Annotated in this window: 11 protein-coding genes and 1 pseudogene; 7 read left to right on the top strand and 5 right to left on the bottom strand. The window is 71.6% G+C overall.

The genetic code is table 11. The annotated features are described in order from the left end of the window. Positions 1 to 662, top strand: a pseudogene (locus D7W79_RS27120) (hypothetical protein); the annotation flags it as partial. 23 nt (positions 663 to 685) lie between these two features. Beyond that, complete coding sequence (locus D7W79_RS27115) at positions 686 to 1,873, top strand: hypothetical protein (RefSeq protein ID WP_120528297.1); 1,188 nt, start codon at positions 686 to 688, stop codon at positions 1,871 to 1,873. Positions 1,874 to 2,066: 193 nt separating this feature from the next. Here the strand turns inward: D7W79_RS27115 and D7W79_RS27110 are convergent, their stop codons facing one another. The 3 genes from D7W79_RS27110 to D7W79_RS27100 all read right to left on the bottom strand — a co-directional run bounded on the left by D7W79_RS27110 (position 2,067) and on the right by D7W79_RS27100 (position 7,139). Continuing rightward, complete coding sequence (locus tag D7W79_RS27110; RefSeq protein ID WP_216627411.1) at positions 2,067 to 2,873, bottom strand: hypothetical protein; 807 nt, start codon at positions 2,871 to 2,873, stop codon at positions 2,067 to 2,069. Between the two features lie 158 nt (positions 2,874 to 3,031). Beyond that, entirely contained in the window at positions 3,032 to 5,833 is a 2,802-nt protein-coding gene (locus D7W79_RS27105) for a serine/threonine-protein kinase (RefSeq protein ID WP_120528295.1), read from the bottom strand. 238 nt (positions 5,834 to 6,071) lie between these two features. After that, positions 6,072 to 7,139 carry a hypothetical protein gene (locus D7W79_RS27100; protein ID WP_120528294.1) on the bottom strand — a complete coding sequence of 356 codons (1,068 nt, stop codon included), beginning with the start codon at positions 7,137 to 7,139 and terminating at the stop codon, positions 6,072 to 6,074. A gap of 175 nt (positions 7,140 to 7,314) precedes the next feature. On the opposite strand from D7W79_RS27100, the gene D7W79_RS27095 reads away from it, so the two are divergent. From D7W79_RS27095 to D7W79_RS27085, 3 genes are read left to right on the top strand one after another with little or no spacing between them, the layout of a single operon-like run. Then, positions 7,315 to 8,118, top strand: coding sequence for a glycerophosphodiester phosphodiesterase family protein (locus D7W79_RS27095; protein WP_439099236.1), 804 nt, complete (start codon positions 7,315 to 7,317; stop codon positions 8,116 to 8,118). A gap of 13 nt (positions 8,119 to 8,131) precedes the next feature. Continuing rightward, positions 8,132 to 8,890: a deoxynucleoside kinase gene (locus D7W79_RS27090; protein WP_120528292.1), complete on the top strand. Its 759-nt coding sequence runs from the start codon at positions 8,132 to 8,134 to the stop codon at positions 8,888 to 8,890. 35 nt (positions 8,891 to 8,925) lie between these two features. Beyond that, positions 8,926 to 9,444, top strand: a complete 519-nt coding sequence (locus D7W79_RS27085) for an acyl-CoA thioesterase (RefSeq protein ID WP_120528291.1) — start codon at positions 8,926 to 8,928, stop codon at positions 9,442 to 9,444. A gap of 82 nt (positions 9,445 to 9,526) precedes the next feature. Here the strand turns inward: D7W79_RS27085 and D7W79_RS27080 are convergent, their stop codons facing one another. Then, a complete protein-coding gene (locus D7W79_RS27080) occupies positions 9,527 to 9,910 on the bottom strand; it encodes a HesB/IscA family protein (RefSeq protein WP_120528290.1) in 384 nt (127 codons plus the stop codon). A gap of 102 nt (positions 9,911 to 10,012) precedes the next feature. Here D7W79_RS27080 and D7W79_RS27075 point away from each other — a divergent pair, with 102 nt between their 5' ends. Beyond that, positions 10,013 to 10,345 (top strand): rhodanese-like domain-containing protein, encoded by a 333-nt coding sequence (locus D7W79_RS27075; RefSeq protein WP_120528289.1) that lies wholly within the window; start codon positions 10,013 to 10,015, stop codon positions 10,343 to 10,345. Here D7W79_RS27075 and D7W79_RS27070 read toward each other — a convergent pair. After that, entirely contained in the window at positions 10,342 to 12,564 is a 2,223-nt protein-coding gene (locus D7W79_RS27070; protein ID WP_120528288.1) for a serine/threonine protein kinase, read from the bottom strand. The two genes, D7W79_RS27075 and D7W79_RS27070, sit on opposite strands and share 4 nt — an antisense overlap. 114 nt (positions 12,565 to 12,678) lie before the next feature. Here D7W79_RS27070 and D7W79_RS27065 point away from each other — a divergent pair, with 114 nt between their 5' ends. Then, a complete protein-coding gene (locus tag D7W79_RS27065) occupies positions 12,679 to 13,287 on the top strand; it encodes a hypothetical protein (RefSeq protein WP_147442074.1) in 609 nt (202 codons plus the stop codon). Positions 13,288 to 13,511: the final 224 nt, after the last annotated feature.

The raw sequence follows: 13,511 nt of genomic DNA, 5'->3' as shown, positions 1-13,511 counted from the left end.
TCGTGGGGCCGGGGACGCGCCGCGAGGGCCCGGTGGCGCGCTGGCGGCTGTTGGGGCTGGGCGTGCTGGCGCTGGCGCTCTACTTCCTCCTGCCCTTCGACATCCGGGGGTACGTCTACTACCTCAACACGCGCTATGCGCACCTGGCCGCGGCGCTGCTGGTGGCGAGCATGCCGGCGGCGCGGGCGGAATGGCGGCGGCCGCTGGGGCTCGCGGCGGCGGCGAGCGCGTTGCTGCTGGCCTTCGTGATGGGGCGCGGCTTCCAGCGCTTCTCCGAGGAGGCCCGTGAGTTGGAGGTGCTGTCGGGCTTCGCCGCGAACCGGCCGAAGGTGATGGGGCTGGTGTTCGACCCGCGCTCCAGCGTGGTGCGCTTCCCCGTCTTCATCCACGCGGCGGCGGTGGTGGCGCGCGAGCGCGGCGGGGTGCCCAACTTCACGTTCGCCACGACGCCGCACTCGCCGCTGCGCTACCGGGGGGAGGTGCCGCCCACCTTCCCTTCCGAGTGGCGGCCCCAGGAGCTGGACTACGCGACACAGGGCACCTGGTACGACCACTTCCTCGTGCGGGGGGTGCACCCCTCCCGTGTCTTTGGCGGACGGTTGCAGTCGGAACTGGTCATCGTGGGACAGGCCGGAGGGAGCTGGCTGGTGCGGCGGCGGTAGGGCGTGAAGTAGAAACGCGGCACATGAGCCCTGCCTCCACCGAGCCCCGTCCCCTGCTGGATGCGCTGCGCGCCGGCACGCCCCTGCCCGCCTTCCCGGAGGCGGACGTCGCGCGGGCCCGGAGGCTCGTGGACGACGTGGGAGCCGCGTCCTCGGCGGATGTGGAGGCGCTGCCCGAAGCCCTGGCGGGCGCGGTGCTGGAGGCGGCGGTGCTGGCGGGCCAGGTGGCGCTGCCGGAGTCCCTGTCCGGCTCCTCGGTGAAGCCCCTGGCGAAGGCCGCGAAGAAGGCGCTCTACCGGCTGCGCTCGCGCGGCGTCACCCCGCCGGAGGCTCCGAAGCCAGCGCCCCCGGCTCCAGCCCCGGAGACGCTGCCCACGCTGGTGACGGTGGTGTCCTCGACGGGGCAGTACGGCCTGCTGCTCACGCGCGTGGTGCGCGGCGGCGTGGAGCTGCTCCAGGTCATCGCGTCGGATGAGCAGGGTGTGCTGGAGCTCAACCGCACGGAGCAGAGCCGGGGGGACATCCGCCGCATCCTGAAGCACGGGCTGCAGAACGGCTTCGGCATGGAGGTCTCCCGCGAGGAGGGAGCCCGGCTGCTCGCCGAGGCCGCGGCCCTCAACCTGCGCACGCGGACGCCCTTCCCGCCGGACCTGGAGGCCGCGCTGCGTCACCACGGCGTGCAGCCCCTCCACGAGCCCGAGCCCCTCCCCGCGCCCGAGCCCGACGACGTGCGCCGCGTCCTGGAGGGTGATCAGCTCCATGCGACGCCGGAACTCGCGGAGTGGATGCCGCCCGACGCGGAGGTGCGGGGGTTGATGGAGCAGGTGCAGGCGATGGCCGCGAGCCCCCTGGCGTTGACCGGAGCCCAGCGCCAGGAGCAGGTGCAGCAGCGGGTGCGGGACGCGGCGCGGGCCTTCTTCACTCCGGAGGTGCGCCAGCGCTACGCGCGCCGCCTGTGGCGCATGGCGGCCTTCTTCGACGCGACCCAGCGGGCCCTCCAGGCGGACATCGCGAGAGGCGAGGCACGGCGCCTCTTCCACGGGCTCGACGAGCCCTTCTCCCGCTTCGCGGAGACCCTCTTCGCCAAGGTCGTGGTCCTGGCCGCCGCGGGTGCTCAGGCCCAGGCGGCGCAGGGCACCCCGGCCGCCGGTGAGTCCCCGGCCGCGCCCACGCACGAGCGGCGCAGCCCCGGCGGCCTCATCCTGCCCTGATGCCTTGAAGGCCCCATGCAGGCCGCTGGCGGCATCCAGCGGTGAGCGGAGCAGCGCCAACGCTCATCCTCCATCCCGACGCCGCCGGGCCCCATGCGGGCCACGGGCGGCATCTTCCGGCGACGGACCATGCCGCCGGAGTGGCCCGCGTCCCGGACGCCTCAAGGGCGCCCCGGGCGCGGGCCCGTCTCCATCAGACCTGCTCCGTGCGGGCGCACAGGAGCAGGTCCAGGTTCTCCCGCTCCCAGGCGAGCGCCCGCTGGTAGTCGTGGAAGCGCTTCTCGTGCTCCATCAACTCCGGCGGGTGGATGCAGCGCCGGCCGTCGTCGCCCCGGCGGGCGCGGTAGACGTGGTGCAGCATCTCGTGGAAGACGATCCACTCCACGAAGTACCGGGGCACCAGCGGCTGGTCCAACGCCGGGTGGATGCGGATGACCTTCGAGTCCGCCGAGTACGAGCCCATCTTGATGCTCTTGCGCGGACCCTTCACCCGGGGCGCCGGCCCATAGGTGATGGCCGCGTCGATGCGGCTCTGGAAGTAGCGCTCGTTGAGCCGCTCATAGATGCGCCCCAGGTCGTGGTAGCGCCCCACCGGTGACAGCCGCAGCCGCTTGCGCATCTGCGCCGGGGACAGCCGGCGGATGAAGATGCGGTTGCGCTCGATGTAGCGGTCCAAGAGCGCGCTGGCGTCCGCATCCCCCTTGCGCACGAAGCTGGCGAGCGCCTGGAGCACGTCGTCCGGCGCGGCCAGGAACATGTGGTGCAGCCTCAGCCGCCACAGCGCCCGCTGACGTTGGAACGTCAGCATCGTGTGGGTGTTGTCGTGGATCTCCACCGCCACCTTCCCCCGCAGCCGTGTGCGCAGCCGGCGCTCCAACACGCGCCGCCACACCTTCACCAGTCGGTTGGGCTCCGGGGCGACCGGGAGCTGCCGGGCCACCCTCCCCGCGGGGTAGGTCCTCTGTCGTGTGATGTTCTTCCGCTTCTTCGCGCGAGCCATAGAGGGGCCGGAGTCTACGGACCCCTCTGACATGTGTAAACGCGCCCGCTTGGTGGAAAGCCAAGGAATTCCAACGACTTAAGGGCACTCAAGCTTACCCGGTCCTACGTGTCCTCCGGGGGGTGCGGATGCCGCATACGCGTAAGTCGCCGTGCCAATTAGCGTCGCCTGCGGCATGGGACCCGGAGCGTCTGGAGTTCCCCGGTTACAGGTCGGACGTTGTAGGTCTCAATACCCCGAGGTGCACGCTTTCCCGGGCAGGTGTACTGGACGCGAAGCGGGCCGGGAGCCAGGGCGACCACCTGGTTGATGGGCAGCTTCCCGCCCCCCGGCCGGCCAAGCACGGTGCGCACCGGGGCGTCGAAGCGGACCTCCACGGTGGCGGGGGGTGGAGGCTCGACGGGGGCCGCCGGTTCCACGGCCGGCGGGGCCGCCACTTCGGTGCCCGCCGCGGCCACCCCGAGCCCCGCGTCTGGCGTCGTGGCCGTGTCCGCGAGGACGGGGGCGGCGGGCTTCGGCGGCGCGGCCTCTTCCGGAACGGGCGCGGGCGCATTCACGGGGGCCGTGCCCTGGGGACCGGGCCGCGCCGGGCCGCCCACCGGGGACGTCTTCATGGGCGTGGGGGGCGCCTGCGCCTCCGGACCGAAGAGGCCCATCATCCACGCGAGCCCCAGGCCCAGCACGGCGACGAGCACCGCGCCCACCACCAGCAGCACGGCCATGCGCGAGCGCTTCGGCGCGCCCGAGGCGTCGAGCGTGTCGGGCCCGTCGTCGTCGTACGCCTCGTCCTCTTCGACAGGAGCACGCACGGCGCGCCGGGGCGGCGGCCTGCGCGGCGCCTGGAACCCGATGGTGGACTCGTCGTCGTCCGGGTCTCCCGACGTCACGGGCGTCGGATCCGTGAGGCTCACCGCGGAGGGTCCCGGGTCGGTGTTGAAGCGCTCGTCGTCCTCGGGCGCCGGCCGCGGCGGCGGGCGCACGTTGCGAGCCCCGGAGTTGCCAGGCGGAGTGGACCGGTTCGCGTCGCTGGATGACGAGGCCCCACGGCGCGGGCCCGGAGGCTGCGACACGCGCCCGTCGTCCCCCATGCGCCGGGGGCCGGACGACAGAGGCTCGGAGCGGCCGTCGTCGGCGGGCGCCATGCGCCGGGGGCCGGACGACAGGGGCTCGGAGCGGCCATCGTCGGAGGACGCCATGGCCGACCGGCGCGGGGCCGGAGGCGGCGTCGCGGCGCGATCATCCGGCACATGGGGCGGCGTGCGGCGCGGGGTGGGCGCGAACGGATCATCCGACGCGCCGGTCCCTCGCGGCATGACCACGCCCGACGACGGGCGCCGCGAACGGTCCGGGGCACCCCGCTCTCCCGACGGGCCGGAGCGCGCGGTGGGCTCCGGCGGGCCGCCCCGGCGCACGGGCGCGGGCGTGGGCACGACGGCCCGGGGACGGCGCGCGCGCAGCGGCACGGTGGAGTCGGCGTCGTCGTCCTCCTCCTGCGCGTCCTCGTCCCAGGCCTCCGCCTCGAACACGGGCTCCAGGTGGCGGCGCGGCGCGGGCGCTCCAGGCATCGTCCCGACGGCGGTGGACTCGCCGTCCTCGTCCTCGTCGTCTTCGTGGCCCGTGGGCAGGTCGCGCGGCAGCGCCATCTGCGTCTCGGGTTCACCCTCCTCCGCGTCCCAGGCGCGCAGCGCGGCGGCCTCCGCCGTGGGCCGGCGCGAGGGAGGCCGGGCCACAAGCCCCGCCGGCGTCAGCGCCGAGGACGCCCGGGGCTGCGACGCCGTACCGCCCAGCGGCAACGTGCGCGCGCCCGTGTCCTCGTTCCCCGCCAGCGGCAGGGTGCGCGCCGCGGTGTCCTCGGTGAGCGGCAGCGTGCGCGCGGCGGTGTCCTCGGCTTCCGCCAGGGGCAGCGTGCGCGCGGCGGTGTCCTCCGGCAGGTCGGGCACCGGCGGCGGCAGCGGCGTGCGCAGGGACGGCAGCGGCAGGGTGGCCTCGTGCCGGCCCGCGCGCTTCGCCGGGGGGATGTGGAGCACGGTGCGCTCCTCCTTCTCCCCCAAGAGCCGCGCGATGTACGACGCCACGTCCAGGCTCTGCTTGAGGACTCCGGACGCGAGGAACGCCTCCAGGTCGTTGCGCACGTCGGAGGCCCGCTGGTAGCGCTGGGTGCGGTCCTTCACCAGGCACCGCATCACGATGCGCGACAGGGCCTCCGGGTAGTCCGGGCGCACCAGGTGCGGCGGCGACGGCTCCTCGTAGCGGATGGCGTAGAGGATGCCTTCCGTGGTGGGGCGGTGGAAGGGCTGCTTGCCGGTGGTGATCTCGTACAGCATCACCCCGAGCGCGTAGATGTCCGCCCGGTGGTCCAGCCGCTCCTGCATGATCTGCTCGGGCGACAGGTAGAGGAACTTCCCCTTGATGACGCCCGGCTTGCTGCGCTCCATGAACGCGCCGGCCTTGGCGATGCCGAAGTCGACGAGCTTCACGCGCCCGTCGTAGGCCAGCATCACGTTCTGCGGAGAGACGTCCCGGTGGATCAGCTCCAGCGGACGTCCATCCACGCCGCGGCTGAAGTGCGCATGGTCCAGGCCCGCCGCGATGGCCGCGCAGATCTTCGCCGCGACGCCGTACGGCATGGACGCGCCGAACTTGTGCTCCTCCACGAGCACGCGGCGCAGGTCCACGCCCTCCACGTACTCCATGCAGATGAAGATGTTGTCCCCCTCCTTCCCCAGCTCGTGCACCTGCACGATGTTGGGGTGGTGGAGCTGGGCGGCGATGCGCGCCTCGTCCAGGAACATCTGGACGAACTCCGGCTCCTCGGAGAGGTACGGGAGGATCCGCTTGATGACCACCAGCGTGGGGTCCGGCGGCTTGTGCGCCAGGAACAGCTCCGCCATCCCGCCCAGCGCGAGGCGCTTGATGAGCAGGTATCTGCCGAACGGGGTGGCCGTCTGGGGCGAGCTCAAGGACGTGGAGGGTGTGGGCCGCGGGTGGAACTTTGAACCGTGTCCGGAGCCTACCTGCAATCCCGCCCCGGGGGGAGCCGTCCGACCCGCCCGGGGCGGACTCTAGGCAGGCCCGGCCCGCCACGCGAACTTTCGGGCCCCTGCTCCGGGGGAAACCGGACGCCTGAAACACGACCGCCCCCCGGGGCGCTTGAAGGCCCTGGGAGGCGGAGGTGGAAAACGTCAGGCGTCAGGCGGACTACGGGAAGGCCGCGCCGTTCACCTGGCCCGGCAGGTCGGTGCAGTCCTGCGGGATGAGGGTGTAGGTGTAGCGCTGGTCGGTGCCCGGCACGCCGCTGTCGGAGCTGTTGTTGCCGCAGCCGGTGATGTCCGTGCCGCCGTCGGTGCAGGGCGCGAAGGTGTAGGTATCCCAGACGCCGCTGATGCCGTTGGGGAACGTCACCGCGCCGCCGTCCAGGGCCGCCTTCTGGTAGTCGCAGCGGGTGCCGCCGTCGCCCGAGCGGTCACGCGTCTTGTCCTGGTAGACGAGGATGCCGCCGGTGACCTCGAAGCCGTAGTAGATGGTGCCCGAGTTCGCGCTGTCCAGACGCTGGAACTGCGTGGGCTGCGCGTTGGTCAGCGTGAGCGGACCCGCCAGGTGCACGCGCGTGCCCACGTAGGGCGCGGTGTTCTGGGCCACCGCGAGCGACGCCTGCAGGTCGGCCACCGTCACCTCGTTGGCCGCCGGCCGCTCGTCGACGCCCCCGTCGGACTTCACGGTGATGACGAGCTTCTTCGCGTTGCGGAAGTCGTTCGCCAGGTGGTGGCGGCGGCCGCTGAACGGCTGGTAGTTCGGCTCCGTGCCGAAGTAGCCCTCGACGTCGATCTTGTTGCCCGGCGTCGGACGGTACGTGTCCGGCATGTCGTCATAGAACTTGGTGATGTAGAGGCCTTCCTTCGGGAAGGCCGGGTCCGTCACCCAGAAGAACGAGCGCCACTGCGCCCCGTCATTGCCCAGCTTCTCGTAGTCCACGTCGGTGACGACCACGTCGCGCAGCGTCACCTTGGTGTTGAACGGCGCCTTGCGCGCCGCGGCGATCTGACCGGCCGTGCCCGCGTCACCCGTGCCCGCGTCGGTCCCCGCGTCGTTGGTGCCCGCGTCGTTCGTGCCCGCGTCGCTGCCCGCGTCGGTGCTGCACACGCCCGTACAGCCGGCATCCGGCGTCGGAGTGGGGTTGTCATCGTCACGACCGCCACAGCCGGCCGCCGTGGCCATCGCCGCGGCAGCCAGGAGGGCCGCAGCGCCCAGCTTCTTGCGCAGTTCCATTCGTATCTCTCCGGGGGGTGAGGGGCGCCGCGATTCTTGAAGTCCGACGCCGGTCGGGCTGAGGATTCGAGCCCTTATACCGGCGGCCCACCAGGGCCGGCAAGGAACGGACCGAGGCCCTGTCCGAGACATCGCAGTCAATTCAGGAATAGGTGGACCAATGCTACCGCGCGACATGTTTCTAAACGGGCTGAAGCCCACGCTCCACATCGCGCATCGCGGCGGAGCGCTGGTCGCGCCGGAGAACACACTGGACGCCTTCCAGCGCGCGGTCCACACGCACCGCACGGACATGCTGGAACTGGACGTGCACCTGTCGCGCGACGGCGAGGTCATCGTCGCGCACGACGACACGCTGGAGCGCTGCACCGACGGGACAGGGCCGCTCGCGGCGCTCACGCTCGCGGAGCTGCGGAAGCTGGACGCGGGCTACCACTTCACTCCGGACGAGGGCCGCACGTTCCCCTTCCGCGGCCAGGGCGTGCGCCTGCCCACGCTGCGCGAGGTGCTGCGCGCCTTCCCCGCCCTGCGCCTCAACGTGGAGCTCAAGCCAGACGTGCCGGGCGCGGAGGACGTGCTCGTCCGCCTGCTGACCGAGGAGGGGGCCCTGGGCCGCGTGTGCCTGGGCAGCGAGCAGGACGTCATCGCGGAGCGGCTCCACGAAAAGCTTCCCGACGCGTGCCACTTCTACCCGCGCGACGCGCTGGCCGCGTTCGTCCTGGCGCTCAAGGCGGGCGAGGCGCCGCCGGAGGACGCGCGCTACAGCGTGCTCGACATGCCGCTGTACTTCGGCGAGGTGCGGCTGGTGGACGACGCGCTGCTCCAGGCCGTGGCCGAGCGCGGCAAGTGGATCAACGTGTGGACGGTGGATGATCCGGCGGAGATGGACCGGCTCATCGCGGAAGGAGTCGGCGGCATCATGACCGACCGGCCGGATCTGCTCCGCCAGCGAATGGACGCCTCCGGAAAGCCGGGTTAAGCCTTCGGGCTCCATGCCCCGCTCCACCGCCCGCGCGCGTCCCGCGACGTCCCGCACCGAGCCGCCCCCGTCCAAGGCGCCGCCCACGGACGGCGCTGAACCGAAGCCCTCGGCCCGCAACACGCTCAAGCTCAAGGTGAAGGTGCCCCGCGCCAAGCGCTTCGTGGCGCTGGCGGGCAACATCGGCGCGGGCAAGACGACGGCCGCGAAGCTCATCAGCCAGGGCTTCGGCTTCGAGCTGTTCGACGAGCCCGTCATCGATAACCGCTTCCTGCGGGACTACTACGGCGACATGTCGCGGTGGTCGTTCACGCTGCAGCTGGAGTTCCTCATCCGGCGCGTGGAGCACCACGAACTCATCCACTCCGTCAGGAAGAGCTGCGTGCAGGACCGCACCCTGTACGAGGACCCGGAAATCTTCGCCAAGTACCTGCACGGCCTGGGGCACATGACGAACGCGGAGCTGGACCTGTACTACGAGTACTTCCAGCGGCTGTCGCGCCACATCGTGCGGCCCGACAAGGTCATCTGCTTCGACGTGCCCTCGGAGGACGTGCTGCTCCAGCGCATCCGCACCCGCGGCCGCGCGGAGGAGAAGGGCATCGGGCGGCAGTTCTTGAAGGGCCTCAACGGCTACTACGCGGGCTTCCCCCAGGTGCTCCAGGAGAAGTACGGCGTGGACTGCCTGGTGGTGGACGTGTCCAAGCAGGACATCCGCCGGGGCCAGGGCCGCGAGGAGTTCATGGACCGCGTCTCCGCATTCCTCGCCTGACGCGGCGCATTTCTCGTGCAACGCTGCCCGGCGCCATGCACGACCTCAGCCCGAAGAGCCCGCGCGATTCCGAAGTGGTGATGACGCAGCTCATCCTCCCCCCGGACGCCAACAACCTGAACGCCGCGTTCGGCGGGAAGGTGATGCAGTGGATCGACATCTGCGGCGCCGTCGCCGCCCAGCGCCACTGCCGTCAGGTCGTGGTGACGGCGTCCATGGACGACCTGCACTTCCACGCCCCCATCCGCGTGGGCTGGATTGCCCTGTTGCATGCGCGCGTGCTCGCGTCGTTCCGCACGTCGCTGGAGGTGGGCGTCACCGTGCACGCGGAGAACCCGCTCACCGGTGAGCGGCACCTCACCACCAGCGCGCTGCTCACCTTCGTGGCGCAGGGGCAGGACGGCAAGGGCGTGCCGGTGCCGCCGCTGCTGCTGGAGTCGGAGGCGGAGCGTCAGGCCTTCGCGGAGGCCGAAGCCCGCCGCGCCCAGCGCCGGGGCCGCGGCAAGGAGGAGCAGTCCTGGATGAAGGTGATGAAGCCCGTGGCTGGCGCCTGAGCGCCGGACGCACGAAGGGCCGGGGGCACGCCTGGCTGGCGTCCCATCCCGGCCCTTGTTCCACCTGAAGCTCGAAGACGGCTCAGGTGGTGAACGACGTGCCGCAACCGCAGGACGACTTGGCGTTGGGGTTCTCGAACTTGAAGCCCGCGCCGGTGATGCTGGTGACGTAGTCGATGTGCGTGCCCGACAGGTACTGGGCGCTCAGCGCGTCGGTGGCGATGGTCACGCCATCCTGCTCCCACGTCTGGTCGCCCGCCTTCGTCTCCTTCACGAGGTTCAGGTCGTAGCCCAGGCCGCTGCAGCCGGAAGGCACCACGCGGATGGAGAAGAAGTAGCCCTGGAAGCCCTGGGCCTGGATGACCGTCTTCACCTGGGCGATGGCGGCGGCCGTCAGGACGACGGGCGCGGCGGTGGCGGGCTGGGAGGCCGGCGTGGAGCCGGTGACGGCGGTAGAAGTATCCATGTGCTTCACTCTCCTCGTAGACGGCGCCTCATAACGCCCTGGCGCCCGAAAAGCCAAGGGACCTGACAGGCCCCGTCCCGGCTCAACAGAAGATAACCCCCCATGCCCATCCCTGAAATCACCCCCGCCGAGCTTGCCCGGCGCCTGGCAGGCCCCCCCGAGTCACGCCCCGTGCTGGTGGACGTGCGCTTCCCGCACGAGCACGAGTGGGTGGCCCTGCCCGGCTCGGTGCTGATGCCCCTGCCGGAGCTGGAGGACTTCCACGAGCAGCTGGACGCCTTCCGGGGCCGCCCCGTCGTCGTCTACTGCCACCACGGGGTGCGCAGCCTGGACGGCGCCGCGTACCTCATCGACCGGGGCCTGCAGGCCGTGTCGCTCCAGGGCGGCATCGACCTGTACTCGCGCACCGTGGACCCTTCCCTGCCGCGCTACTAGAGCGCGGAGGCCAGGTCCAGGGGCTGCTCCGTCGTCTCGTCGGGCTTGATGGTGGTCTCGAAGGCGATGGGCTCCTTGAGCTGCTTGCCGCGCAGCTCCAGGCGCTGCTTGCCCTCCATCAGCTTCAGCGTGGTGCCGGCGCTGCCCATCATCTGGTTGTTCCGGTACACCGTCAGGCCCGGCGTCATCCCCTTGGGGGTGATCTTCAGCTTGAGGGTGCCCTCCTTGAAGCTGCGCTCGAAGGTCTTCAGCTCGCCGGGCTGGCCGAACGCGAGCTCCTCCGAGTCCTCCAGGTAGATGCCCTGGGCGTCGTTCTCCAGGATGAGCGTGTCCTGCAGGTGGGCGCCCTGCACGCGCGTGAGCGGCGCGGTGCCCAGCAGCGTCACCGGCTCCGGGCTGCCGCAGCGCTCCGTGTGCCGCACGGACACCTTCACCGGCTGGTTGGTGTTCACCGTGAGCCACACGCCCTGCGCATCCGCGGCCTTGGACGTGAGCGCCAGCATGATGGGTTCGCGGAAGAGCACGCCCACCGCGAGCAGGCCCACGACGAAGCCCACCGTGGCCAGCGTGCGCACGCTGCCGCCCTTCGGCTTCACCGGCTCCGGCAGCGCGGGGGCGCTGTTGCGCGACGGACGGCGCTCGCCGGAGTCCTCGTCGTCCTCCACCGGCGGGGCCACCGGGCGCGGGCGCGGGGCGTCCACGCGGCTGGAGGTGCGGCGGCGCGGCGGCTCCACGGCGGACTGGCTGCTGCTGGTGCGCCGTCGCGGCGGCGCGGGCGCGGGCACCGTGTCCGGATCATCCTCCGGCGGCGGCAGGCGCGTGCGCTCGTCGTCCTCCAGCTCCATCCGGTGCACGCCCGAGCGCGAGCGCGCGGGCGGCTCCGACACCGGCACCGCGCGGGACATGGTGCGCCGGGGCGGCGGGACGTCCTCCACGGACTGGCTGCGCAGGTCCGAGCGCGAGTTGGTGCGGGCAATCTGCGTGGCGTTCGGGTTGCTGGTGCCCGTGCCGCGCCGGACCGCCGGCTCCGACACGCTGGAGCGGCGCCGGGGCTGAGGCTCCACGCCGGTGAGCGACGGCGCGTCGTATTCGTTCGGGTCCTCCACCAGCGCGGGCGCCATGCCCGTCTGACGGCGGGGCGCGGCCCCGGTGCGGGTGTTGCCGCGCGAGCGATCGCGCGACTGGGACGGCGACTCGCCCGGAGGGGCCTCCCAGCTCATGTCCGGGGGCGGCCGGGGCGGCGAGGTGTTGGAGTCCTCGCCCACGGGCACGAACTGGCCCTGCTTGAGCTCCTCCTCCAGCCGGTCCGCGAAGAGCGTCTTCATCAGCTCCGAGATCTGCCCGGAGGTGACGAGCCAGCGCTCGTTGACGAGCAGCTCCTCCAGCGCCGTCTGGAACTCGCGCGCGTTGTCGTAGCGGTCATCCGCGCTCTTGGCCAGGGCGCGCATCACCACGTGGTCCATGTCCCGGGGCACGTCGGCCACCTCGGACGGGGACGGGATGGAGCACTCCATGGCCGCCTGCAGCGTGGCCAGCTCCGAGTCCTTCTTGAGCGGCCGGTGCCCGGTGAGCATCTCGTACAGCACCAGGCCGATGGCGAAGATGTCCGCGCGCCGGTCCAGGTGCTTGCCCGCAGCCTGCTCGGGCGCCATGTACGCGAACTTGCCCTTGATGGCGCCGGACTTCGTCATGGACGCCTGATCCGCGGCCTTGGCGATGCCGAAGTCCACCAGCTTCACCGAACCATCGAAGCTGATCAGGATGTTCTGCGGGGAGATGTCCCGGTGCACCACGTTGAGCGGCTGGCCCCGGTCATCCGTGCGGCTGTGCGCGTAGTAGAGGCCCTCGCACGCGGACGCGACGATGCGGATGGCCAGCGGACGGGCGATCCACTGGTTCATCCCGCTGGCCTTGCGCATGACCCGGCCCAGGTCCTCGCCGTGGATGAACTCCATGGCGATGTAGTAGGTGCCGTTGGCCTCGCCGAATTCGTAGACCTGCGCGATGTTCGGGTGGTTGAAGCGCGCGGCGATCAGCGCCTCGTTCTTGAACATCTCCACGAACTCGCGGTCCTCCGCGAGGTGCGGGAGGATGCGCTTGACGACAAGCTCTTTCTGGAAGCCCTCGATTCCGGTCTGACGCGCAAGCCAGACTTCGGCCATGCCGCCCGTGGCGAGCTTCTTGAGGAGCTGGTATTTCCCGAATGCTTGAGGGTTCATCCCGGGGACTCCCCGGGGGGAGCGGGCTCAGTGAAAGGTGACAGGGCAGCGCATCTTAGGGGACAGCGGCCCATGAGGCAAAGGCGCAGGACCTCCTTGCTGGGGTGGGTCGTCATGACCTGCCTGCTGGCCCTGCATGCCGCCGCAGCCCCTGCTCCGGATCAGATCAAGGTCGAGCGGCGCGGGGACCTGCTGTCCCTGTCCTGGCGGGACGCGGAGGACCAGCTCCAGGGCGTCATCACCCCCGCCGTCCTCCGCCCCGGTGAACCCCTCCGGCTGACGCTGTCGGTGGGAAACCTCCAGGGCCCTCCCTTCCAGGGCGCCGTCACGGTCGCGTTCTCCCGGGAGGGCGTGCCCGGCCAGGTGACGCGCACCCTGACGCGCGACGCCGTGGGCTGGAGCACGGAGTTCGTCCCCGACGAGGCCGGCACGTGGGATGTGGACGTGCGCTTCCTCACCACCCGCCCCAAGGCGGCCCACGCGCGGTTCACCGTGAGCGAGCCCCCGATCCCACCCTGGGTCTGGCGCGTCCTGCTGGCCCTCGCCGGGGGGCTCTTGCTGGTGCGGGTGCTGTACGCCGTCACGCGGCGCGGCGTGACGCCCGAGCATCCCATCCCTCCCCTCCCCCAGGCCGCGAACCCGGAGGCCACGCCCGTGGAGCCGGGAGCCGCGCCTCCGGTGGATCCGCCCGCGCCGCCGGTGGATCCGCCGGCTGATCGGTAAGACCGCCCTTCTTACAGCCCGCGGTTGCAGGCCCTACAGGCCCCGGGAGGGAAAAAACCTTCCCAGGGTGGGTCTCGTCACGTCCACGTCACGGGGCATCCGCCCCGCGAGCCCCTTCCGGATGTCCGGCAGTGCACGTCCCTGCCCTGGGCACCAGGGTTGCACGGGAGAGCAGGCAGCAGGTCGGATGGCGTGGGCATTTCCGGGCGGGGAGACATCGGGCA

Source organism: Corallococcus exercitus, from assembly GCF_003611585.1.
Lineage (GTDB): Bacteria > Myxococcota > Myxococcia > Myxococcales > Myxococcaceae > Corallococcus > Corallococcus exercitus.
The sequence above is the reverse complement of the archived record's forward strand: the minus strand, read 5'-3'. Positions and strand labels throughout refer to the sequence as shown.